24 protein-coding genes are annotated in these 21,499 nt (G+C 56.7%); 12 read left to right on the top strand and 12 right to left on the bottom strand.

The features are described from left to right. The first annotated feature begins 244 nt into the window (after positions 1–244). The 5 genes from MUU53_RS03410 (at position 245) to MUU53_RS03390 (ending at position 5,466) form a co-directional block, all read left to right on the top strand. Positions 245–2,518 carry a TonB-dependent receptor gene (locus tag MUU53_RS03410; protein WP_247259595.1) on the top strand — a complete coding sequence of 758 codons (2,274 nt, stop codon included), beginning with the start codon at positions 245–247 and terminating at the stop codon, positions 2,516–2,518. Between the two features lie 77 nt (positions 2,519–2,595). Beyond that, on the top strand, positions 2,596–3,282 hold the full coding sequence (locus MUU53_RS03405) for a Fe2+-dependent dioxygenase (RefSeq protein WP_247259594.1): 687 nt from the start codon (positions 2,596–2,598) through the stop codon (positions 3,280–3,282). Beyond that, positions 3,279–3,932, top strand: coding sequence for a tetratricopeptide repeat protein (locus tag MUU53_RS03400; RefSeq protein WP_247259593.1), 654 nt, complete (start codon positions 3,279–3,281; stop codon positions 3,930–3,932). The genes MUU53_RS03405 and MUU53_RS03400 overlap by 4 nt, the downstream gene beginning before the upstream one ends. Continuing rightward, complete coding sequence (locus tag MUU53_RS03395; protein ID WP_247259592.1) at positions 3,932–5,005, top strand: alpha-hydroxy acid oxidase; 1,074 nt, start codon at positions 3,932–3,934, stop codon at positions 5,003–5,005. Before MUU53_RS03400 ends, MUU53_RS03395 begins: the two co-directional genes overlap by 1 nt. Before the next feature lie 29 nt (positions 5,006–5,034). Next, on the top strand, positions 5,035–5,466 hold the full coding sequence (locus tag MUU53_RS03390; protein WP_247259591.1) for an OsmC family protein: 432 nt from the start codon (positions 5,035–5,037) through the stop codon (positions 5,464–5,466). A gap of 30 nt (positions 5,467–5,496) precedes the next feature. On the opposite strand, the gene MUU53_RS03385 is transcribed toward MUU53_RS03390, so the two are convergent. Together MUU53_RS03385 and MUU53_RS03380 are read right to left on the bottom strand one after the other, a co-directional pair. Further along, a complete protein-coding gene (locus MUU53_RS03385) occupies positions 5,497–5,994 on the bottom strand; it encodes a BON domain-containing protein (protein WP_247259590.1) in 498 nt (165 codons plus the stop codon). A 62-nt stretch (positions 5,995–6,056) separates the two neighbouring features. Further along, a complete protein-coding gene (locus MUU53_RS03380; protein ID WP_247259589.1) occupies positions 6,057–6,554 on the bottom strand; it encodes a peptide deformylase in 498 nt (165 codons plus the stop codon). 197 nt (positions 6,555–6,751) lie between these two features. Here MUU53_RS03380 and mgtE point away from each other — a divergent pair, with 197 nt between their 5' ends. Beyond that, a complete protein-coding gene (gene mgtE / locus MUU53_RS03375; protein ID WP_247259588.1) occupies positions 6,752–8,167 on the top strand; it encodes a magnesium transporter in 1,416 nt (471 codons plus the stop codon). A gap of 83 nt (positions 8,168–8,250) precedes the next feature. After that, positions 8,251–8,637: a MerR family transcriptional regulator gene (locus MUU53_RS03370; RefSeq protein ID WP_062554511.1), complete on the top strand. Its 387-nt coding sequence runs from the start codon at positions 8,251–8,253 to the stop codon at positions 8,635–8,637. Positions 8,638–8,680: 43 nt separating this feature from the next. Here the strand turns inward: MUU53_RS03370 and MUU53_RS03365 are convergent, their stop codons facing one another. Continuing rightward, positions 8,681–9,670: a heparan-alpha-glucosaminide N-acetyltransferase gene (locus MUU53_RS03365; RefSeq protein ID WP_247259587.1), complete on the bottom strand. Its 990-nt coding sequence runs from the start codon at positions 9,668–9,670 to the stop codon at positions 8,681–8,683. A gap of 21 nt (positions 9,671–9,691) precedes the next feature. Next, positions 9,692–10,384 (bottom strand): DUF599 domain-containing protein, encoded by a 693-nt coding sequence (locus tag MUU53_RS03360; protein WP_247259586.1) that lies wholly within the window; start codon positions 10,382–10,384, stop codon positions 9,692–9,694. Between the two features lie 454 nt (positions 10,385–10,838). On the opposite strand from MUU53_RS03360, the gene MUU53_RS03355 reads away from it, so the two are divergent. Both MUU53_RS03355 and MUU53_RS03350 read left to right on the top strand, forming a co-directional pair. Beyond that, entirely contained in the window at positions 10,839–12,236 is a 1,398-nt protein-coding gene (locus MUU53_RS03355; RefSeq protein ID WP_247259585.1) for an L-serine ammonia-lyase, read from the top strand. Between the two features lie 71 nt (positions 12,237–12,307). Continuing rightward, positions 12,308–12,745, top strand: a complete 438-nt coding sequence (locus MUU53_RS03350; protein WP_247259584.1) for a DUF1489 family protein — start codon at positions 12,308–12,310, stop codon at positions 12,743–12,745. 37 nt (positions 12,746–12,782) lie between these two features. On the opposite strand, the gene MUU53_RS03345 is transcribed toward MUU53_RS03350, so the two are convergent. The 4 genes from MUU53_RS03345 to MUU53_RS03330 form a co-directional block, all read right to left on the bottom strand. Beyond that, entirely contained in the window at positions 12,783–13,058 is a 276-nt protein-coding gene (locus MUU53_RS03345; protein ID WP_247259583.1) for a hypothetical protein, read from the bottom strand. 359 nt (positions 13,059–13,417) lie between these two features. Then, positions 13,418–14,902, bottom strand: coding sequence for an SPOR domain-containing protein (locus tag MUU53_RS03340; protein WP_377307241.1), 1,485 nt, complete (start codon positions 14,900–14,902; stop codon positions 13,418–13,420). 132 nt (positions 14,903–15,034) lie between these two features. Further along, the gene (locus MUU53_RS03335; protein WP_247259582.1) at positions 15,035–15,784 is read right to left on the bottom strand and encodes a hypothetical protein; all 750 of its coding nucleotides are present in this window, start codon (positions 15,782–15,784) and stop codon (positions 15,035–15,037) included. Positions 15,785–15,930: 146 nt separating this feature from the next. Then, positions 15,931–16,539 carry a transglutaminase-like cysteine peptidase gene (locus MUU53_RS03330; RefSeq protein ID WP_165136017.1) on the bottom strand — a complete coding sequence of 203 codons (609 nt, stop codon included), beginning with the start codon at positions 16,537–16,539 and terminating at the stop codon, positions 15,931–15,933. A gap of 294 nt (positions 16,540–16,833) precedes the next feature. Between MUU53_RS03330 and MUU53_RS03325 the strand changes: the two genes are divergently transcribed. Further along, positions 16,834–17,109: a hypothetical protein gene (locus MUU53_RS03325; RefSeq protein WP_247259581.1), complete on the top strand. Its 276-nt coding sequence runs from the start codon at positions 16,834–16,836 to the stop codon at positions 17,107–17,109. Positions 17,110–17,116: 7 nt separating this feature from the next. Here MUU53_RS03325 and MUU53_RS03320 read toward each other — a convergent pair whose 3' ends face one another. Further along, a complete protein-coding gene (locus MUU53_RS03320) occupies positions 17,117–17,722 on the bottom strand; it encodes a PilZ domain-containing protein (protein ID WP_247259580.1) in 606 nt (201 codons plus the stop codon). Positions 17,723–17,811: 89 nt separating this feature from the next. Continuing rightward, complete coding sequence (locus MUU53_RS03315) at positions 17,812–18,381, bottom strand: PAS domain-containing protein (RefSeq protein ID WP_247259662.1); 570 nt, start codon at positions 18,379–18,381, stop codon at positions 17,812–17,814. Positions 18,382–18,649: 268 nt separating this feature from the next. On the opposite strand from MUU53_RS03315, the gene MUU53_RS03310 reads away from it, so the two are divergent. Then, positions 18,650–19,378, top strand: a complete 729-nt coding sequence (locus tag MUU53_RS03310) for a rhomboid family intramembrane serine protease (protein WP_247259661.1) — start codon at positions 18,650–18,652, stop codon at positions 19,376–19,378. A gap of 110 nt (positions 19,379–19,488) precedes the next feature. Continuing rightward, positions 19,489–19,923 (top strand): CBS domain-containing protein, encoded by a 435-nt coding sequence (locus tag MUU53_RS03305; protein ID WP_247259579.1) that lies wholly within the window; start codon positions 19,489–19,491, stop codon positions 19,921–19,923. A gap of 37 nt (positions 19,924–19,960) precedes the next feature. Here MUU53_RS03305 and MUU53_RS03300 read toward each other — a convergent pair whose 3' ends face one another. Beyond that, entirely contained in the window at positions 19,961–20,920 is a 960-nt protein-coding gene (locus tag MUU53_RS03300; RefSeq protein WP_247259578.1) for a patatin-like phospholipase family protein, read from the bottom strand. Between the two features lie 105 nt (positions 20,921–21,025). After that, the gene (gene hisI, locus MUU53_RS03295) at positions 21,026–21,487 is read right to left on the bottom strand and encodes a phosphoribosyl-AMP cyclohydrolase (protein ID WP_247259577.1); all 462 of its coding nucleotides are present in this window, start codon (positions 21,485–21,487) and stop codon (positions 21,026–21,028) included. Positions 21,488–21,499 lie beyond the last annotated feature (12 nt).

The raw sequence follows: 21,499 nt of genomic DNA, 5'->3' as shown, positions 1-21,499 counted from the left end.
TGAGAAAGACCACAGCCTGTCGAGGTGCGCGTGTTGCGCGGGAGACAAGAGAGTGCCAGAAACAGGCAAAGTCTCTGAAAACGCGACAGGATTTTTTTGGAATTTTATAGACGACTCATTGACTCCACTTTCGCGACACAATACTGGACAAATCGAGACAAGTTTTAGGCGCGACGTTTGCCTGGTGGTCCTTCCGATCCCGCGAACGCGCCGTTACTTCCTCTCAGGGGTTCAGGAGAGTGTGATGGAAATTGAGAGAAATTTGGCCTCATTGCGGCCGTTGATGTCTGGCGCTGCGGCAACAGCTGGTCTGGCAATGTCGATTGCCGGTTTGCCTGTCGTCGCCAACGCCCAGCAGGCGGCAACGAATGCGCGCACAGGTTCCGCTCCGGCGACTGATGACGAAACGGTGCTGAACCGCGTGACAGTTAGCGGTCAGGGTGGCAAGGGTCCCAACACCAACGAACGTACGACGGGCATTTCTCGGCTTTCGGCCTCTATCAAGGACACGCCGAAGACCATCAATGTCGTGCCGGCGCAGATCATCGAAGAGCAGCGCGCCACGACGCTGGAGCAGGCACTGCGCAACGTTCCCGGCATCACGCTTTCCACGGGCGAAGGCAATGGCGGACAGAACGGCAGCCAGTTCCGTATCCGCGGCTTCCAGGCACGCAGCGATATCTATGTCGACGGCCTGCGCGATTTCGGCGTCTATTCCCGCGATACGTTCAACACGGAGGATGTTCAGGTCTTTAAAGGTCCATCTGGTGATAATTTCGGTGCTGGAAACACGGGCGGCCTCATCAACCAGAGCAGCAAGAAAGCTCGTCTCGAAAACTTCACGAAGCTTGACCAGTCCGTTGGGACTGGGCCAACCTACCGCACGACCGTCGATACCAATTACCAGATCAATGATACGACGGCGATCCGCTTCAACGGCGTCTACCACAAGCAGGACGTCGCGGACCGCGATAACGTCACGTCAGACCGTCGTGGCTTCGGCGTCGATTTCGGCATGGGTATCGGCACCGAAACGGAATGGCATCTGAGCTACAGCTATCTGCACGGCGATGGTGTTCCGGATTACGGCCAACCGATGGTGCAGGGTTCGAATGGTATCTACCTGCCAGCAGCCAAATACGGATTCGATCCGTCCATCTCCTATGTGCGCTCGACCAACAAGGATGTTACCAACAACCACATGCTCGGATCATCTCTCCGCTCCGAGCTGACGGATTGGTTGACCATTACCAACGACACGCGGCTCACGATCTATGATCGTGATTTTGGCGGAACGGTCCCGGGCTCATGCTCTGCGGCTTGCGCAACAGATTTCTTCCGTGGAAATCGTGCGGCGACCTATACGCTGGGTGCAGGCGGTGGCCTGACCTACGATCAGGAAGGCTGGGCGATCCAGAACGTCACAGCAGCACAGATGGAGTTTGAAACGGGGTCCGTTCGCCATAAGGCCGCTGTGGGTCTCGATGTCAGCTTCCAGAACGACGAACGCGTCAACGGTTCCTGGCCGACCTGGACAAACCGCAATATCGAGTCGCTGTTCAATCCGCGCTACTACTACAATTTCTCGCCGGTCTTTGATTATGCCGGAAAGCGCACACTTGATGCGACGAATGTCGGCTTCTTCGTCAGCGATCGCGCCTATCTGACTGATGAGTTCTCGGTTCTTGGCGGTTTGCGCATCGATTACTTCAAGACGGAGCTTGAGCAGAGCGGCGCCTCCGCTTCGCAAAGCGATACGGCATATAATCCGTCCGCTGGCGTTGTTTGGGAACCGAACAAGGATCTGTCGCTCTATGCGTCCTTTGCTCGTACCCACAAGCCAGTCTCGACCGATATTGCTGCTCTGACAGGCAATGCCGCAGAACTGCCGTCGAGCAGTTCACCGCTGTCGCCGGAGCGTTCGGACACGTGGGAAATTGGCGGAAAGGTTGACTTTCTGAATGGCAAGCTCGGTTTGACGGGTGCGATTTTCCAGGTCGACAAGGACACTTCCTATAACGAAGTGACCGGTCTTCCAGCCGGTGCAGGCGACGCGGCAACCGGTCGCCGGGTTCGCGGCTTCGAAGCTGGCCTCAGCGGTGAGGTGACCGACAAGTGGTCCGTCTTCGCGAATTACGCCTTCCTGGACGGTGAGATCACCGAGTCTGCCACGGTTGCGCAGATCGGTAATGAAGCGCCGAACGTGTCCAAGCATAACTTCAACCTGTGGACCACCTATACGATTGCAGAAGAGATTTCGGCTGCGCTTCCAGGCAAGCTCAAGGTCGGCGGTGGCTTCCTCTATGCAAGCTCCTATTGGCTGGACACGGCAAACACCCAGAAGATCCCGAACGCCTTCTCGCTGGATGCTCTGGTGTCCTACGAAACCGATAAGTTCCGCGTCTCCCTCAATGGCTATAACCTGACGGATCACCAGAATTATCAGTCGGGGCAGGGCGGTCGCGCCGTTCCGTCGTCGGGCAGGACGTTCATGCTGACCGTCGGCACCACCTTCTGATCATCGGCCAAAGACAAGAATACGCGATGCGCTGCCTGACGGTGGCGCATCGTCTTTGCATGACAGGATGAGATACCATGTTGCTTCAGGTCCCTGATGTCCTGACGAAGGAAGAGTTGAACCATTGCCGGGCTGTTCTCGAGGGTTCGCAATGGGTCGATGGAAAGGTCACCGCCGGTGATCAGGCGGCGAAAGCCAAGAACAATCTGCAGATCCCCGTCGAAAGCGATGAGGCGCGCGTGCTGGGGGAACTTGTTCTCAATGCGCTGGGCAGAAACCCGACCTTCAACTCTGCCGCCTTGCCGCTTCGCGTTCTCCCTCCGATGTTCAATCGCTATGACGTCGGTATGACCTTTGGGGCGCATGTGGATAATTCCATTCGCACCATCCCCGGTTCCGGCGGAATGCGGATGCGCGCGGACGTATCCACGACGATTTTTCTGACCGATCCCGACGAATATGATGGCGGTGAGCTCGTGATCGAAGATACGTTCGGCACCCACGCGGTCAAACTGCCGGCCGGCCATATGGTCGTCTATCCCTCGTCCAGCCTTCACCGGGTCGTGCCGATCACGCGCGGCAGTCGCTGGGGATGCTTCTTCTGGACCCAGTCCATGGTGAAGGATGATGGTCTGCGCGCGATGCTCTATGACCTGGACGTGGCGATTATCCAGACGCGCCAGCAACTTGGGGATGACAATCCGGCCGTGCTTGGACTTGTCAACCATTACCATAATCTTCTACGGCGCTGGGCGGAACTGTGACGGCAGACAGTCATGAGACGCTGGTAGAGGTGCAACTCGCGCTCGCTCAGGTGCATCTGGATCGCCAGGAATATGAAAGTGCTCTGGATCTGCTGCGTGCGGCGGCGCGTGCCAAAGACGCGCGTGCCATCAACATGCTGGGTCGGGCCTATGAGCGAGGCTGGGGTGTACCTCCAGATTGCGCGACCGCCGCAGCCTATTACCAAGAGGCGGCGGATCTGGGCGACGTCTGGGCGAAGTTCAATCTGGCGGATCTATTTCTGCGTGGCGATGGCGTGGAGCGGGATGAAGCCGCAGCCTACGCTCTTTACGCGGATGCAGCCCGGCAAGGGCATGCAAAGTCCCTCAACATGCTTGGGCTACTCCACGAGGATGGTCGCACAGTCGCGCCGGATGAAAACATTGCGCTTGAATTTTATCGCGCGGGTGCCGCGCAAGGCGATTGCTGGGCGCACCTGAATGCAGCCCGAATTCTGGTGGCGAAGGGCAGTCACGGGGATGCATTCGATCTTCTCGAAAAGTCGGTATCATTTGGCTTTCCGGATTTCTGGCGGCAATTGCAGGCGGCACTTTCGTGTTTCAAAGGCGCACGTGCGGATGAATTGAAGGCACGCCTGGATATGCTGCTGGCAGAGAAAGTGCTGCGGTGATGGCTGTTCCGGACGATACTGTTTCACTGCTTGATTATGAACGCCACTTTCGCGCACGGATCGATCCGGCGATCGGGTCCTACATCAATGGCCCTGCTGGAGACGGGCAGACGAAACGCGCAAACCGCGAGGCTTTCGAGCGTCATCGTTTGCTGCCAAGCGTCTTGAGGGATATGCGCGGCGCTTCGGCGAAATCAGTCCTTCTCGGTTCAGAGATGGCCTATCCCATCCTTCTGGCTCCGACTGCCTATCATCAACTTGCGCACCCGCAAGGAGAGCTAGCGACTGTTGAGGCGGCGGGCCTGACCAGAACCGTGATGACGGTCAGCCTGCTTTCCAGTGTTAGGCTGGAAGCGATCGCAAAACGATCGATATCACCGCTTTGGTTTCAGCTCTATCTTCAGCGGCGGCGAGAGGAAACCCTATCCCTCGTCCGGCGGGCAGAGGAGGCCGGTTACCGAGCTCTCGTCGTCACGGTGGACGCGCCGGTCAATGGAATGCGGAATGCGCAGGCGAGGGCTGGCTTCAAACTTCCGATACAGATCCGACCGGTCAATCTCGATGGGCTGGAAGGCTCCGCGCCGGTTCGGGCTGTCAATGGAAGCCCCGTGTTTCAAGGCATGCTTGATGACGCGGCGCGATGGGAGGATATTGCGTGGCTAAGGGATAATTGTCGCCTACCGCTCATCTTGAAAGGCATCCTCAATCCGCAGGATGCGCTGCGTGCCGTCGAACTCGGCGTCGATGCTCTCGTGGTGTCCAACCACGGCGGTCGTATACTGGATGGCCTGCCCGCCAGCCTTGATGTCTTGCCGCTGATTGCTGACCGGCTCGATGGACGAGTTCCACTCATCCTTGATGGTGGCATTCGTCGCGGGACGGATATCGTCAAGGCTCTGGCTCTCGGGGCATCGGCTGTCATGGTGGGTGAGCCGGTGCTGCATGCCCTCCACATTGGCGGCATGCCGGGGGTTGCTCACATGCTGACTGTTCTGCAGACAGAGTTCGAATTGGCGATGGCTCTGCTCGGAAAAGCTTCGCTTGCCGAGATAGATCGTTCGGTGCTCTTCTAACGTCACATGGATGAGTCGAGGAAAAACCAGTGGTCGATATTCGCGTAAAGACGAGAGAAACCGGAGCGACGTCTGTCTTGGGCGTGCGGGGGCGCGCAAGCTTGCGAACGGTGACCGGCGGCGAACTCGAGGTCGTCACTGGCGTTTCCGAGGCTGGCTTCAATCCGCTCGATCTTCTGTATTCTTCGCTCGCGGCCTGTCTGGTGCTCAGCGTCAAGGGCGCTGTGATCAAGCTGCAAATGCTGGATCGGTTTGAGGGCGCCGAAGCAATCGTCACCGGGGAAAAGGCGCATGATGAGCCGTCCCGCGTTGAAAGCATAACGGCCACACTGAACATCTCAGGTGACTATGATGAAAGCCAGCGCCACGAAATCGCGACGCTGGCGAAACATCTTTGCACGATCAGCAACACGATTGCCGCAGCTCCACCCATTGATTTGCAGGTCAATTCGGCAGCATAAATTTTTTAACGACCTGCCAATCGATTTGGCTCAATCCTCATCGGGAATAAGGCTGTCGATACCCAGCAGCGTGAGCTCGTTGACGACTTTTCCAACGCCTGGCACGCGCTTGACATGCGCCACGAGCTTGCGTGCGGTCTGCGCGTCATCGACCTCGCCCTCAATGGTCACAGTGGTCCCGTCGGCGCGAATGTCGATGGTTTCCATGGCAACGAGGTCGAGCGCTTCAATTGCGTCGCTGACCCGCTCTTCCAGATCGTCGCTCAGCTCCATTCCTTTTGTGGCCGGAGTGGTGCGATCGGTAACACCCTCTTCCAGAACGGTTTGATCGGCACTATCCACCTGAAAGCCTTTGTTGCGCTCGCGGTCGAAATTCGCAGCCGTATCGCCATAGGCAGCATTGCCGACAGGCGCCGCGGTTGCACCGGCCTGATCCGCATAGGGCCATCCGTCGTCGATGTTCCTTGTGTCGTAATCGCGGTAATCTTCCTCGCGGGAAATGTCGTTGACCGATTTCTTGGCGGGCATGATGAGACCTCCTGAGTTTGCTCAGCCGCACAACGTGCAGAAGGCATTATGGTTCTCAATCTTCAGCGGACAGAATGCTTTTCCCATTTCTTCAGCAGCCGGTCCCGCTTGAGACGGGACAGTTTTCGGATCCAGAATATGCCGTCCAGCTGGTCAATTTCGTGCTGGATACAGGTGGCAAGAAACCCCTCCGCATGATCCGTGAAAATCTGTCCGTCGAGATCCTGATACCGGAATTCTGTGCGAGAGGGCCTTTCCACGTCGTCTGTCATGCCGGGCATGGACACGCTTCCCTCTGTGAAACGCTGGAGTTCGCCGGAAGCTGAAACAATTTCGGGATTGATATGGATGTGCAGCGGCTGGTCAGGCGCAAGCTGAATAACCGAAACGCGCTGATCCACCCCGATATGTGCAGCCGTGATGCCGACACCGGGCGCTGCTCTCATCGTGTCCAGCAGGTCGTCGCACAGGCTCTTCAGCTGGGCGTCAAAAGAGATAACGCGGGCACAGGGCCGCGAAAGCAACGGGTCGGGGTAACGAAGAATCGTGCGTACAGCCATCGTATCTACAAATTGGTCTTTGTTAATCTGCGGTCGATATCTGTTAGCACGTCCAATGCATGACGGGCAGGCTTTCCGGCAAAGATCATCATTATGCCAGCTTCGCCTATCCGTTTGTTGACAATCGACTTTTCGCAGCCATTCTGCCGACTCAGTAGGATCCACCTCGGCACAGGCGTTTGGTACAAGGAGCGGCAATGACGGAACTTGACGAAAGCCGTGCGAAACCGCAAACCGATGACGTAGACGAGGATATCTACGCGGAGAACGGCTCGATTCGCTCCGACTTCCTGGCCATGGTTGGTGCAGCGATTGCGGACCGCGATTTGCTGTTCCTCCGGCAGAATGTCGCCTCCCTGCATGAATCCGAGCTGGGTGACCTGCTAGAGTCCATCCTGCCGGATCAGCGTTTGGCGCTTGTCAAACTGCTCGGCAACGATTTCGACCTGACAGCTCTGACTGAGGTCGATGAGGCGATCCGCCTCGAAATCGTCGATCAGATGCCGAACGAGCAGATCGCTGCTGCCATCGGCGAACTGGATTCTGACGACGCCGTCTACATTCTGGAAGATCTCGATCAGGAGGATCGGGAAGAGATCCTCGCTCAACTGCCATTCACCGAACGCGTACGTCTGCGCCGCGCGCTAGACTATCCGGAAAGTTCCGCCGGTCGTCGAATGCAGACGGAATTTGTGGCGGTACCTCCGTTCTGGACCGTTGGCCAGACCATCGACTACATGCGGGATGAAGAAGATCTGCCGGAAAGTTTCACACAGATTTTCGTGATCGATCCCACATTCAAGCTTCTAGGCATCGTGGATCTTGACCGCATCTTGCGCACCAAGCGCCAGGTAAAGATCGAAACCATCATGCGGGAAACCAACTATCCAATCCCCGCCGATATGGACCAGGAAGAGGCGGCCCAACTGTTCGAACAGTACGACCTTCTATCCGCCGCTGTTGTGGACGAAAACGGTCGCCTTGTCGGTATTCTGACCATCGATGATGTCGTTGACGTCATTCAGGAAGAAGCCGAGGAAGACATCATGCGCCTTGGTGGCGTGGGTGACGAAGAGCTGTCGGACACCATTCCGGAAACGTCGCGCTCCCGCGTTCCGTGGCTGCTGGTGAACCTGCTGACAGCCCTGCTGGCCGCCTCGGTTATATCGCTTTTCGAAGCGACGATTGAGCAGATCGTGGCGCTCGCCGTACTGATGCCAATCGTTGCAGGCATGGGCGGCAATGCCGGTTCTCAAACGATGACGGTGACAGTACGCGCGCTGGCAACCCGCAATCTCGATATCTATAATGCCTGGCGCGTGGTTCGACGCGAGGCGGGCGTAGGCCTGCTGAACGGCATCATATTTGGTGTCCTTATCGGCGTCGCCGCTGGCCTTTGGTTTCAGGATATCAATATCGGCGGCATTATCGCGGCTGCCATGCTGATAAACATGATGGCGGCTGCTTTGGCAGGCATCATGATTCCGCTTCTCCTTGACAAGGTTGGCGCAGACCCCGCCGTTGCATCCGCTGTCTTCGTAACCACAGTGACCGACGTGACCGGATTCTTTTCGTTCCTCGGTCTTGCGACATGGTGGTTTGCGATCAGTTGAATCCAGCAAGTCAGACCGTCGCACCCGAAATTGACTTGCACGTAAAAGTCAATTATTTTCGGGGCATCATACGGGATACTGGCGTGAATAAGTATTATACCATCACTGAGCTGACGCGGGAATTCGGCGTTTCCACCCGAACCTTGCGCTTCTACGAAGACGAGGGGCTAATCCACCCTGAGCGCCGAGGTCGAACCCGCCTTTTCCGCGCTGCTGACAGACGCCTTATTCAAGAAATCCTGCGTGGTCGCCGCATCGGCTTTACAATTGCAGAAATACGGGAAATCATTCAGGTCTACAAGGAGCCGCCCGGAGAGATCGGCCAGTTAAAGCTTCTGATGAAGCGCGTCGACGTCAAACGCGACGAGCTTCGCCAGAAACGCAAGGATATAGACGATACGTTAAGCGAACTGGATAACGTCGAAGAGGCATGCCTCACGCGTCTCGCGGAAATCGGCGTCGGAACCTGATCGAGGCCGGGGCGAAAACGCTTTAGCCTCCGCCCGCCAGCAGCTACCGCGACTGGATCGAACACTCCTGAACGATCTTGTTCACCCGCTCATCACCTTCAAGATTGATCTCGCCGCGGTAAAGCGGCTGAAGCAGGGATTGGCCACCCAGCGCCCGCGCTGTGCAGCCGCAGAAACGCTCGCACAGACCGGCATCATTGCCCTGCGCCTCGCAGGAGGGGCGGCAATCCCGCTGATAGCCGGACACCAGATCGGGTGCAGGCGGCGGAATGACCAGCGACGCAAGGTAAACGCAGGCGATCAGGATCGGCTGATGCAACAGGTAGAACAGGAGGCTGTGACGCCCGGCCTTTGTCAGAAGGTTAGGCTTCTGCTGCAAGCGTTCGACATAGGCAAAGACGCCGTGGCGCAGACAAAGACCGGCAGCGGCTACTCCAAATAGAACGGCTGAAAACCACGGGAAAAGGGGCACGTAGTCATTCGAGCGTGGAATGGTCTCTGCGAAGCCGATCCATGCGAGCCAACGGGAGTCAAAAAGCGAGAAGCTCAGAATGCCAGGCTGAACCCAATTGTCGGCGATCATTCCACCGAGCAGCAGGACCGCTATAAGGCCGGTGATGAAAGGCGGAAGGCGCAGGAAGGCCAAGGCGATCAGGCTGGATACGGCGATGTTGTGGAGAATGCCGAAAAAGATCCATTGATCCGGCAACGCGATATAGGTCCCGACGCTGATCAAAAGCGCAGCACCCGCCACCATGCCAAGACGCTTGATGAAAGACTGCCAGCGTATGCCATTGCTGTGCGCCAGAACAAGGCTGAAGCCCACCAGGAACAGAAAGGCGGAGGCGATGCCTCGGGCATAAATCTTCGGCCAGCCGTGCGTCGCGGTGCCCGCTTCAAGGTAGTGGAAGAACTCCAGATCCCACGTGAAGTGATAGGTTGCCATGGCAATGAGGGCGACGCCGCGCAGGGTATCGATAAACGGCAGTCGGGGCACGCGCTGAATGGTCACGTCGGTCGATGAATGGCTCAACTCTTTGCATATCCTTGAATATTACGGGGCCGGGTGGTCCATGAGCGCACGGCGCGCTTCAGAGAAGAACTGACGCCGCATGAGTACCACGATCACGAACAGCGTGGATGCCATGAACATATAGGGCCCGATAAACCAACCGAGATACCCGATCGACAGGAAAATTGTACGCAGCCCGGCATTGAAGTGTCGCGCAGCGATAATATTCATCCTGATTACATTCTCCGCGATGCGCTCGACCTCGTTGCGCGGCATCGAAGTGTCGCTCGCCATCGGCAAGGTGCCAAACAAAATGGTGCAATAGTTAAAGAGGCGATAGGACCAGCCGAACTTAAAGAAGGAATAGCCGAAGAGCGCCGTTAGACCCACGACCTTGGATTCGAAAGCTGCACGCCCGGAATATTCGACAAAGGCCAGATCGCGAAACACCGCATCGACACGATCGGTCGCGCCCAGCAATGCAAAGCAGCCGCCGATCGCAAAGATAGAGGTTGATGCGAAGAAGGCGGTTCCGTTCTGTAGCCCTGCCATGATCTGTGTATCGATCATCTTCAAGTCGCGTTTCAGCGAATTGTAGATCCAGTCACGGCGTCGCTCTGCCATCACCTGGTTCAGACTCTTGCGCGGCAGAATCGGGTCGCCGCTGGTCACCCATGAGTACCCAACCCAAAGTGCCACGAACAAAAGAAGTGCGATAATGTCGACCGATGTCATGAGACGTCCTGCTGGTGCCCTGTCCGGTTTCTATGCGCCACTTCTGGATTCGGCTCAAGTCGCCTGCGCGGCTGGCTGCCAAGAGGCGTCCTGATGTCTGGATTAACCAATAGTGAATGGATTAAATTTCGCACTTGCGAAACGCCTCGGAGATTAATAAGTCCTTAATAATCGATATCGGCGCCGAAATTCTTGGGCGCCAACTGAGGAAATCATGGAAGACAGCGTCGTTAAATCCTGCTGGGGTGTCACGTTCAAGGCCCTATGCGGTTTCGCGGGGATTCTCGCAATCGCTTATCTCGTCAGCTCATTCTAAGTCGTTGGCTGTAGCAGCAGCACTCTCTGCCTGAAGCGTACAATTATACAGTGAGCTGTCGCTGTAAGGACTGGACTTGGCGTTCAGTCCAGCTAGTTTGTCGCATCCTGACGAGATCGATTTGGGAACGATAGCAGTATGTTTTTATCTGTATTTGATGTCTTTAAGATTGGAGTAGGTCCGTCTAGTTCGCATACGATGGGACCCATGTCGGCCGCCAATCGCTTTTTGGACCTGATCGTATCCAATGAATGGCCGCGGCCGGTCGGCTCACATGTTTCCGCCATCAAGGCAAGCCTGCATGGCTCGCTCGCTTTCACCGGTATCGGCCATGGAACGGGCAGGGCGGTTATCCTGGGCTTGATGGGCGAAGCGCCCAATACCGTCGATCCGGACCGGATGGACGATGTCATCGAACAGGTTGAACGCAGTGGCAGGATTACGCCACCGGGCCATCCCGGCTATGATTTCCAGCCCGCGACGGATCTGATTTTCGACAAGAAGCAACCCTTGCCCGGTCACGCAAATGGTATGAGCTTTTCGGCATTTGATAAGGACGGTCGCCTTCTCCTTAAGCGGATCTATTATTCGATTGGTGGCGGGTTCGTTGTAACCGATACGGAACTCGAAGCAATGCGCGGGCAAAAAAACGCAGCAGCAGCCAAGGTTCCCTATCCCTTCTCCACGGCGAAGCAGATGCTGGAAATGGCGAGGGCGTCCGGCCTCAGCATTGCTGACATGAAGCGTGCCAATGAATTGACGCGCATGAGCGAAGAGAAGCTGGACCGCGGGCTGGATGAAATCTGGTCTGCCATGAGCGGCTGTATCGATAGGGGCCTGAAAGTGGACGGCATCATGCCGGGTGGCTTGAAGGTCCGTCGCCGCGCCAAGTCCATTTATGAAAAGCTGACGAATGATGCCCGAAGCAATAGGCTTAATCCCGTTCTCGCAAACGATTGGCTGAGCGTCTATGCTATGGCGGTCAACGAGGAAAATGCCGGCGGCGGACGTGTGGTCACCGCTCCAACCAATGGCGCCGCTGGTGTGATCCCGGCCAGCATTCGCTACTTTTTACACTTCCATGAAGATGCAACGATCAAGGATGTGCGAACCTTCCTGCTAACCGCAGCAGCAGTGGGCGGCATCATCAAGCACAACGCTTCAATTTCGGGTGCTGAAGTCGGCTGTCAGGGCGAAGTTGGCTCAGCCGCGGCCATGGCGGCGGCGGGTCTGGCAGCTGTGATGGACGGAACGCCAGAGCAGATCGAGAATGCCGCAGAAATTGCGCTTGAGCATCATCTGGGAATGACGTGTGATCCCGTTGCCGGCTTGGTGCAGGTTCCCTGCATCGAGCGCAATGCCCTCGGGGCCGTGAAAGCCGTTACGGCAGCGTCGCTCGCCATCAAGGGCGACGGCTCTCACTTTGTTCCACTCGATGCAGCCATCGAGACAATGCGTCAGACCGGAAACGATATGAGCGAGAAGTACAAGGAAACTTCGACAGGTGGCCTCGCCGTCAACGTCGTCGAATGTTGATCACAGGAATTTAGGATTGGACTGTGAAGGACCCTCTTGACCGGAACGGCAAGAGGGTCTTTTAGCATTCTATGGCTCTTCATTTGATCAAGCTTTGCGTTGGCGCCGACTCCCTTCAGGATCTGAGGGAATGGGTGGCCGAACGTTCGTTGACGGCTATTGCTGCCGGACTTCAACCCCACTCCACGCATACGACACGCATGGTGCCAAAACGCGTCGAGGAACTGCTCGATGGCGGCTCGCTCTATTGGGTCATCAAGGGGCAGGTCACAGCACGTCAACCTCTGCTGGATATCGTGACCTTCACCGGGGGAGATGGCATCGGTCGATGCAACCTCGTGCTGGGGCCGGAAATCATCGAAACGGTCCCACAGCCCAAGCGTCCGTTCCAGGGCTGGCGTTATCTGCCGCAGGAGGATGCTCCGCGAGATCTGGGTGCGATTGGCGATGATGTCGCTTCCATGCCGGAAGATCTGCGTCGGGAACTGGCCGAACTCGGCTTGCTCTGAAAGCGAAAAGGGCGCATTCCGCCGCGCCCTCGTTGAACTATTTGAGCCGTAGACGCAGCGGTGAACGACCGCTCCTTGCTGCCAAATGCAGATGTATATGTACCCTTGGCTGGGTATGGCGCCAGGCCCGTGCGCCATGGGAAAGAAGAAGCGACACGAGATCACGCGTCTTCTCTTTCGGTCGACCAATTCCCATCCCCATAGCGGCTAACCGCATGGCGGCTTCGTGCAGAGGATGAAGCGCGCCCCCACGGTGTTTCGATTTCGAGCCTGTCGGCAACTCGAAGTCGAGATTGTTCTCATTCGTCGCCATGGTGACCTCGTAACGCAATACAAGCGAGGATCTGTTTTCCATCCGAAACGCAGATGGTGTCGGGAGGCGCACTGCCTCCCCTATACCAAATGTCGATGATAGGGACCGATTGCGCCGGAGCGATTTTGGTTTGCGGCAAGAAGAAAACCACAGCCGGACCAATCCGTCCGGCGCGGATTTTCGACGACGTCCGAAGACCAAAAGCGCCCGGTCCTCTGGATGGGCCGGATTTCCTTCACCGACTTTGTCGCAATCCTCGACCGATGCAGGAGCATCGCTCTCCGGTATGCTTCTCGTCGGATAAAGGCCTCCGGTCCCACGCAATAGGTTCCTATCATCGACATTTGGTATTACTCATTTCACTGTTGTGCAGCCCAGCAGGCAACGCCCTTCTTTTTCAGGCTGTTGCATGCATTTACAGCCGCCTTCTGGTCATCGAAACCGGCAAAACGCGCACGGTAAACCTGACCGCCATTTGCATCCACCGGCATGGCGAATGGCTTTGCGGAACGAAGCGCGCCACCAACCTTTGCCTGCGCGGTTTCCAGCATTTCCAGTGCGGAGTCCTTGTTCGGAGACACGCCGATCTGGATAACCCAGCCTGAAGGCTGCGATGCTGCGGCTCGGGCCATTTCAGCGACCGGACGTGTCGAAGCAGTCGTCAACGAGTCCGTTGGATCCTTTGCGCGGGCTGTCGGCATGTATTCCGGTGCAGGCGTGGGGATAACAGAGGGTGGCGTATCCAGTGCAGCAGTCACGGCCGCAGCGGCACCATTAGCCCTTGGTTCAGACGAATAGGCTGAGGCGCCTGGCAGCTTTTCCTCGGCATAGCGTGCTGACGGACGTGGCGCGCCCGTAGGAAGATTGACGGCCACCTCCTGCGCTGCAGCAGCAACAGGGGAAGGTTGCGCCGTGATCGGCGTCGGAACAGACGCAGCCACTGGTGGGGCTGGAGTGCGAACTTGTGCGATCAGGTTGCTGGCACTGCCCTGAGAGGCTTGTGGCAGATAGGTAGCAACCAGCTTGCGCATCTGGCCATCACGAGCGGCCGTGCTGGTGCCGCCAAGAACGACCGCAACGATGGAACGACCGTTCAGCTGTGCTGAGGTAACAAGGTTGAAACCTGCAGCACGGGTGTAGCCCGTCTTGATGCCGTCCACGCCTGCAACGCTACCGACCAGACGATTATGATTGCCTATAACCTGCTTGCCGAACTTGAAGGAGCGCGTGGAAAAATAGCCATAATACTGGGGGAAATGCTGACGCAAGGCGATGCCAAGGCGTGCCTGGTCCCGCGCCGTCGTCATCTGCGCCGTGTTGGGCAGGCCATTGGCGTTACGATAAGTTGTGCGAGTCATGCCTAGTGCACGGGCCTTGTTCGTCATCATCATGGCAAAGCGGGCTTCGTTGCCACCCAGATACTCACCAAGAGCAGTTGAGATATCGTTGGCAGAGCGGGTGATAAGCGCAAAGATGGCCTGCTCGACGGTAACGGACCCGCCAGCGCGAACGCCGAGTTTCGATGGTGGCTCTGCTGCCGCATGGGTAGAGACCGGAATCGCCGTATCGAGGGTAATGCGACCCGCTTCAAGCGCCTCGAATGTGAGGTAAAGGGTCATCATCTTGGTGAGCGATGCCGGATAGCGCAGCGAATCCGGATCATCCGAATAGAGCACCTTGCCGGTTTTGGCATCAACCACGATACCTGCATATTTCGGATTGGCGTGTGCCGTATGCCCGCCAAGCAAGACGAACAAGGCTACGACGAAAACGAGGCCGACGATCTTCTGGAAAATCGAGGCGCCACCCTTGGGGAAGGATGTCGTGTTGATGTAATTCAGCACGTTTGCACTCACTCACTGCAATTCATGTTATCGGGTCCGGCTGCCCCCGCAGCACCGTTCTCATCACTTTAGGGGCTTAGCCTTACCAAGTGGTTTATGATGAACAGACGTTTACAAACTCTGTTCGACTTTTCACGGATTGTCGGATTTTTGGCCCGTTAGCCTGTTTGCGACAAAAGCTCCAATAGCGGCATCAATATGGTCCCACTCGGCTAAACGTTTGGATGAGAAGCGATAGAGGATGCTCAACCCGTTTCCCGCATGAATATCCCGCTGACAATCGGCGCTGCTCGCCTCCTGTCCGCGTTGGGGCAGAAGGCACCGCACCACATAGTCTGGCTTTCCTGGACGGTGGGCGGATAGAAGAACTTCATCGCCATACCCGCTATCGGCTTTCAGATGATGCAGCGTGAGGCCATGGCCAAAGTCTGTTGAATCACCGGATAAGAGCCTCTGATAGATCGGCTCGAACCGTCCAGACATATCGCGGGACATAGTGGCTTCTGAAAGTTCGACAAAAATCAGGTCATTGGACGTGTCGGGCGTATCGAAGCGGCCCCTCTCCGCGGCCGAGTATCCCTGCATCTCCGGCCAGGTCAGATAAAGGTTCAAACCCGAGGCTTTGCCGGATGCCCGTTGTTCGGCCAGCCTGATCATGTTGGCTGGAACCGAAACGATGTCTGAGCCTATCGCAATGTCGAATACTTCTGCACTCTCGGTATGCCCGCCAGAAGCCATTCGCTGACCAAGCCAGTGGCCTGCAGTTGTAATCAGCCCGGCTATAAGGACCAGCCCTGCGAGAGCCGATACCAATTTGATGGCAAGCCGATTGGAGATGATTGGCTCGAAGCCTTCATCGCTATCATTCGTATGAGAAGCCATTGTCGCACACCATGTTCCGGAAGCGCCAAACTAGCTGCGCATCATTGTCCGAAGCATTCGCGTTTATGGTTAACCAATCATTAAACGAATAAAAGGCGCCGCCCACGGGGAGTGGAGCGACGCCTTTGGCTTCACGGGGATGAAGCTTATTTTCTGACGCTAGCCACCGCGTTGGCGCGGCCATCCTGCAATTTCACCCATGCGCCTGGATCATCGACGGCCTGACGTTTGAGATAGGTGTATTCGGTTTCGGACCACAGCATGACCTTGTTGCGCATATTGTCGAGAACGAAATCGCCGCGATCGGTCCGGACCGTGAGTACGGCATGGCCTTCGCCATTCGGCTGCAGGACAACGGTGATCAAGAGATCCGAAGGGCTGATACCCTGATTGATTAGAAGCTTTCTCTTGAGGAGAACGAAGTCTTCACAATCGCCGACTGTCCGCGGATAGGCCCAACGTTCCTCGACGCCGTAAATCTCCTGGTCTGTCATGGGAGTGATCGTCGAGTTGACGGTGAAATTCACATCGAGAATTTTTCTCCAGCGATCTTCCGTCAGAACCAGAGGACCACGGTCCCCGTCCGTTGGAACGCATTCGCTGCGATAGGTCTGGCAGAATTCATAATGGCCGATGGGTGGATTGGCCTTGCCGGTCACCTGCATCTGCGCGGTGCTTGCGGCGTTGGCATTGCCTGCGCTGAGGGCTGCTGCGACGATGGCCAAGCCAGCGGCGATCTTCTTGATGTGAAACATTTTGTTCTCCCCGTTTCGATGAGGGGAATGTCTCACACGCACCTTCAAACTGTGCCAAAATTGACAGTAAAATCAGATGCTTAATTGAATTTAATGCGTCTAAAATTGAGCGCTGATTTGATCCAAATGCAATTCGAATCTGAATCGGTTTTGACCCAAATTTCATTCAAATTATGCGCAAGTTTGAGGATAATTCGATAGATGATCAGGTAAGTTGCTGAAATTGCGTCGCCTTGGTTGGACCGTAGTAATCCGTGATGACCAATTCGGGTCACAAATCACGAGCTTCAGGAAATGATCAACATCATTTTCGCGTCTGAAATCCCGCCCCTCAGGCGGGAAATTGAATGCGGAAGCGAGGCCCAGACGGAAGTTGAGGCCGAGATTGCAGTCAAAAAAACGCGTCTTTTTCGTACATTTTTTTCTGCACGGACTCTGTACGACACAAAACATGGTGGAGCATTGGTTAAATTCGGTACGCATCGAACCGCATTTCAGGCAACGGATCTCTCGGGTGCCAGGAATCAAAAACCCGGCGCGATGGCCGGGTTCAATCTGAGGCGACTGTGAGCTGTTCCTAGAGGAAGTCGCGCAGGCTTTCGCGCGTTTGCACCATCGCAAATTCGATCGCGACACCTTCTGCGAAATGGCGAACGACGCGTCCACGCATGTTGTTGAGGAAAACGGGGGTGCCGACGGGTGGGCGAACATCGCAATCCACCGCCGCACCGGACAGCGAGAGGTCGGCGAGACGGCAAGGATAACTCGTACCGTCCTCAAGCCGCAGTTCGGCGCGCGTGATGCGCGGTGAAAGGCGGTCATGGCGTCGGTCTTCCGGCAGGCCGAGTTCGTGTCGGTTTGCCAGCCATGTCAGCTGCGCGGCCAGCTTTTCCCGCTTGCGATCCGTGGCCGTGATCGACATTACGAAGCCAGTATCTGTCAGTTGCAATGCCTGGCCTTCCAGCCGGCCAAGATGATCGATGTAGGCAATGATCCGTTCGCCGACGCGCGGAGCGCCGATGCATTCGAGCATGACATCGCCGGGCGACATTTCGGAGGCAAGGCAGGGGTATTCCTCGCGCGAGGCAAGCATAAGACGGCCGCTCATATTGACCGTCACTCTTTGGAAGGTACGGGGAGGAGCGGGCTTCTGTGGTTGTGCTGCTGGCTGGAATGAGAACATTGCACTCTTTCGTCCGTCATCTACCAGACATGCTTACTCTCAGCCGGTTAACATTGGGTCAATCCGACTCCTGGGGTTGTCGCGACTGCTCAGCTTAGATGGAAAAGCCGCCTGATGAAGCTTTGGCCGACCCTGTCTCTGGTGATTTCCGTTGTCGAGCCAAAGACGGTTCCGGGCGCAAAGGTTGGCTGCCATGTATCGAGCACGAGCGTGCCAGGATTAATGATATAGGAGGGGGGTGCGTCTTCTCCCAGAACAATGGAGCCCAGCAGACGATCACATGCCCCGTCCGCTGAACGCAAGGGGAGCAGAAGCATCTCCAAGCGCACGGCACGTCCATTTTGGATGGCGTTCACGCTGCAATGGATCGCGGTCTCTGATCTGAAGGCGGACAAGGTGGCTTCGGCTACCTGATCACGGGACCGCGGATTCCACAACGTCTCAAAGGTTCGGTCTCGCAACTCTTCGCCGAAAAGTTCGCAGACCCGCGTGCCTGCCAAACGAAACACAAGATCGAGATCCTGCCAGCCTAGCATGATGAGATCGGGCAGACGCGAGCGGATTTCCGTGGGATCGAACTGGGTCCTAAGTGGCGCTTTGTTCGCGCGGCGCAGGCTGTACCAATAGCTCAACACTTCGTTACTGTGGTTGCTCAACATCTGCACGTTTTGTTCCATTCTGTGTCGCATCAGGCGTCATGCCTGCCATTTCTAATCCACGGAGCGAAAAGCATGCCACTCCAACGCGTTGGGCCACTGCAGGAGCAGCAAATCCCGCAATCGTTGCTCGCTCATGGGGTTGCGATCTGCTAATAGATTTCGGCAGAGGAACCCGACCCGCATGGAAAAACCGCCCGAAACACCCTGGGGAGCCACCCCGCCAGAGGAAGAGACGCCCGCACAGCGAGGCATTCACCACGGTCGTGGAATGAATGAAGATATTCGCCGCGCGTCACAGCGCCGTGAGCCGGCAATCAACCTGCCGGGACCATTACTCGCAATTCTAGGACTTCTGATCGTCCTGTTCGTCCTGGATGCCTACGTGCTGTCCGACGAGATGCGAGCTTACTTCCTGTTCGAGCTTGCCTATACACCGCTACGGTATGTGTTTCCGCTATCGGGGCAGGGGCTGGAATGGCTTTGGACCCCGGTCACCTATTCTTTCCTGCACGGGAGTATCGAGCATCTGGCCTTCAACGGGCTTTGGCTCGCAGCATTTGGGGCCCCCGTTTTCCGTCGCATCGGCTTCAAGCGTTTCATGGTGTTCTGGGCCTTGTCGGCTGCCTGTTCCGCCTTTTTCCACGCCGCGCTGAACTGGGGTCAGGAGACGATCCTGATCGGCGCATCGGGTGTCATTTCCGCATTAATGGGCGCCGCATGTCGGTTCGCATTTCCCGCCAGCGGCACCGGCATGTTCGGGCGCGATGTTCATCTTCTGCCGCGCCAGGGAATTGTCGGCGCCATGCGCAACAGAACGGTCCTCATTTTTACAATCCTATGGTTCCTCGGAAACGTGCTGATCGCTTTGGGCATTCCGCTCGTAGGGGGTGACGATTCGGCCATCGCCTGGGACGCGCATATCGGCGGTTTCCTCTTTGGCTATCTGCTATTTTCGGCCTTTGATCCCGGCGTCATCGAAAGACATGACAGAGCCTGAAGCCTGCGCTTCTTGCAATCCGTTCCATTGAGGAGCACCATCGTAGGACTTTCGAAACGCTTGGAGGAGCGAATCAAAGGTTTCGAAGAGCTGATCAATAGGAGGAATTGATGTCTATCTCCGTGAAGCACATGCTCGATAGAAAAGGCCGGGATGTCGTGACTGTGTCACGCGATGCGACCATTGAGGATGTCGCAAAGATCCTAGAGCAGAAGCGCATTGGCGCGATCGTCGTCACGAGTCTCGAAGACCGGATTGCCGGGATTTTTACGGAGCGTGACCTTGTCCGCTGTGTTGCGAAAGAGGGTCAGGCGGCTCTTTCCAATCCGGTTTCATCGGCAATGACAACGTCTGTGACGCGCTGCCGGGAAGAAACCACCTTGAACGAACTCATGGAAATCATGAGCAGTGGCCGCTTCCGCCACGTACCTGTCGAAAATGGCGGCAAGCTTGCGGGCATCATTTCCATCGGCGACGTCGTCAAGGCGCGCATTCAGGAAGTTGAGGCCGAGGCAGAGCATATCCGGGCCTATATCGCCAGCTGAACACCCACCAGCCGCCCGGTGGGGCGGCTGCCCATTTTCAGGGAAGAGTGAATATCTCCTGCATCCGCTTTAGTTCGGTAATGCGGCTCTGGGCCTCCTGATAGCCGCGGTCGATTGCTTCACCGGCCCGGTGAAATTCGGAAAGACCTATATCGCTGAGGCGTGGATGAAGCGCGAGATCGGGTGGGTCTCCCGCCAAGCGCGCGCGTGAGATTCGCTCCTGAATGATGTTGAATGCCTGCACCATCGTGCCGGTCATCCCAATCCGTGCTTCCTGAACCTTTGTGTGCTGTCCCTGATGAACGGGCTGAACGCTGGCATTGTGTTTGACGACGGCGGATCGACCGAAAATGTCATAGTTCAGATTGATCGCGACCACGAGCGGTTGCTCATAGGCCCGGCAGACAGATGTCGGGACAGGATTGACCAGCGCTCCATCCACAAGCGTCCGGTTGTTGCATTTCACCGGCTCGAAAATGCCGGGAAGTGCGTAGGATGCGCGAAGGCCGGTGATCAGCGAGCCACTCGTAATCCAGACTTCGTGACCACTGTGAAGCTCGGTCGCGACCGCCACGAACGGACGATCAAGGTCTTCGATGGCGACGTCTTCGAGATGCTCCTGCATGCGTTTCGTCAGCCGCATTCCACCCAGCAAGCCGCCGCCGCCAATGGTCAGATCCAGAAGGCCGGCGATGCGCCGCATGGTAAGCGAGCGCGCGAAGTTTTCGAGTTCATCAAGCTTGCCGGCGAGATAGCAACCGCCCACCAGCGCACCGATGGAGGTGCCGGCAACCATGCCGACCTCAATTCCAGCCTCTTCCAGCGCGCGTAGGACACCGATATGCGCCCAGCCTCTGGCGGCACCGCCGCCGAGTGCCAGAGCAAGCTTCGGCTTTTTGGGTTTGTGTTCGGGAGTATGAGGCGGCTTGTTGCCGCCACTATTTGCATCTGCTCCGGATGTCGGAGCCTCACCGCGATTCCAGTTCCAGTTCAGCATCTGATCCCGCCCTTCAGGCTATGTAAGCCAGACTACCATTGAACGCAGACACTGGTTTAGAATCAGTTCATGTCCGTCAGACTTGCCGAAAAACGAAGCAGTTGCCTAATCGGTTCCCTTGTCTGAATAGATCGCGTCTGGATCGAAATGACGATGCTCATCAACGATCCTGACCTTTGCTTCGCCGTCCACCAATTCGACGGCGCGATAGAAGCATGAGCGACGTCCGGTGTGGCAGCTGGCATCATGTCCGGCAACCTGCACCTTCAGCCACACGGCATCCTGATCGCAATCGGTCAGAAGCTCGACCACGGTCTGAAGATTGCCGGATGTTTCGCCCTTCTTCCAGATTTTTGCGCGCGAACGGCTGTAATAGTGCGCGATTCCAGTCTCGATGGTAAGAGCCAGCGCCTCGCTGTTCATGTGGGCGACCATCAGAAGTTCACCATCGCGATGATCTGTCACGATGGCTGTCACCAGACCATGGTCATCAAAGCGCGGCGTGAAAACACCGTAGCCCTCAAGTTGAGCTTTGTCTGAGGGCGCCGGGTCGAACTGAATGGTCATGTAACTCTCTGT

It is taken from the genome of Affinirhizobium lemnae, assembly GCF_022968395.1.
Lineage (GTDB): Bacteria > Pseudomonadota > Alphaproteobacteria > Rhizobiales > Rhizobiaceae > Neorhizobium > Neorhizobium lemnae.
This window is presented reverse-complemented; position numbering and strand designations above follow the sequence as displayed.

Excerpts from the sequence above, each read along its gene's own strand:
- MUU53_RS03410 (WP_247259595.1), top strand. The coding sequence starts at position 245 with ATGGAAATTGAGAGAAATTTGGCCTCATTGCGGCCGTTGATGTCTGGC.
- MUU53_RS03405 (WP_247259594.1), top strand. The coding sequence starts at position 2,596 with ATGTTGCTTCAGGTCCCTGATGTCCTGACGAAGGAAGAGTTGAACCAT.
- MUU53_RS03395 (WP_247259592.1), top strand. The coding sequence starts at position 3,932 with ATGGCTGTTCCGGACGATACTGTTTCACTGCTTGATTATGAACGCCAC.
- MUU53_RS03385 (WP_247259590.1), bottom strand. The coding sequence starts at position 5,994 with ATGCCCGCCAAGAAATCGGTCAACGACATTTCCCGCGAGGAAGATTAC.
- MUU53_RS03380 (WP_247259589.1), bottom strand. The coding sequence starts at position 6,554 with ATGGCTGTACGCACGATTCTTCGTTACCCCGACCCGTTGCTTTCGCGG.
- mgtE (WP_247259588.1), top strand. The coding sequence starts at position 6,752 with ATGACGGAACTTGACGAAAGCCGTGCGAAACCGCAAACCGATGACGTA.
- MUU53_RS03360 (WP_247259586.1), bottom strand. The coding sequence starts at position 10,384 with ATGACATCGGTCGACATTATCGCACTTCTTTTGTTCGTGGCACTTTGG.
- MUU53_RS03355 (WP_247259585.1), top strand. The coding sequence starts at position 10,839 with ATGTTTTTATCTGTATTTGATGTCTTTAAGATTGGAGTAGGTCCGTCT.
- MUU53_RS03350 (WP_247259584.1), top strand. The coding sequence starts at position 12,308 with ATGGCTCTTCATTTGATCAAGCTTTGCGTTGGCGCCGACTCCCTTCAG.
- MUU53_RS03345 (WP_247259583.1), bottom strand. The coding sequence starts at position 13,058 with ATGGCGACGAATGAGAACAATCTCGACTTCGAGTTGCCGACAGGCTCG.
- MUU53_RS03335 (WP_247259582.1), bottom strand. The coding sequence starts at position 15,784 with ATGGCTTCTCATACGAATGATAGCGATGAAGGCTTCGAGCCAATCATC.
- MUU53_RS03330 (WP_165136017.1), bottom strand. The coding sequence starts at position 16,539 with ATGTTTCACATCAAGAAGATCGCCGCTGGCTTGGCCATCGTCGCAGCA.
- MUU53_RS03325 (WP_247259581.1), top strand. The coding sequence starts at position 16,834 with ATGATCAACATCATTTTCGCGTCTGAAATCCCGCCCCTCAGGCGGGAA.
- MUU53_RS03320 (WP_247259580.1), bottom strand. The coding sequence starts at position 17,722 with ATGTTCTCATTCCAGCCAGCAGCACAACCACAGAAGCCCGCTCCTCCC.
- MUU53_RS03315 (WP_247259662.1), bottom strand. The coding sequence starts at position 18,381 with ATGTTGAGCAACCACAGTAACGAAGTGTTGAGCTATTGGTACAGCCTG.
- MUU53_RS03310 (WP_247259661.1), top strand. The coding sequence starts at position 18,650 with ATGAATGAAGATATTCGCCGCGCGTCACAGCGCCGTGAGCCGGCAATC.
- MUU53_RS03305 (WP_247259579.1), top strand. The coding sequence starts at position 19,489 with ATGTCTATCTCCGTGAAGCACATGCTCGATAGAAAAGGCCGGGATGTC.
- MUU53_RS03300 (WP_247259578.1), bottom strand. The coding sequence starts at position 20,920 with ATGCTGAACTGGAACTGGAATCGCGGTGAGGCTCCGACATCCGGAGCA.
- hisI (WP_247259577.1), bottom strand. The coding sequence starts at position 21,487 with ATGACCATTCAGTTCGACCCGGCGCCCTCAGACAAAGCTCAACTTGAG.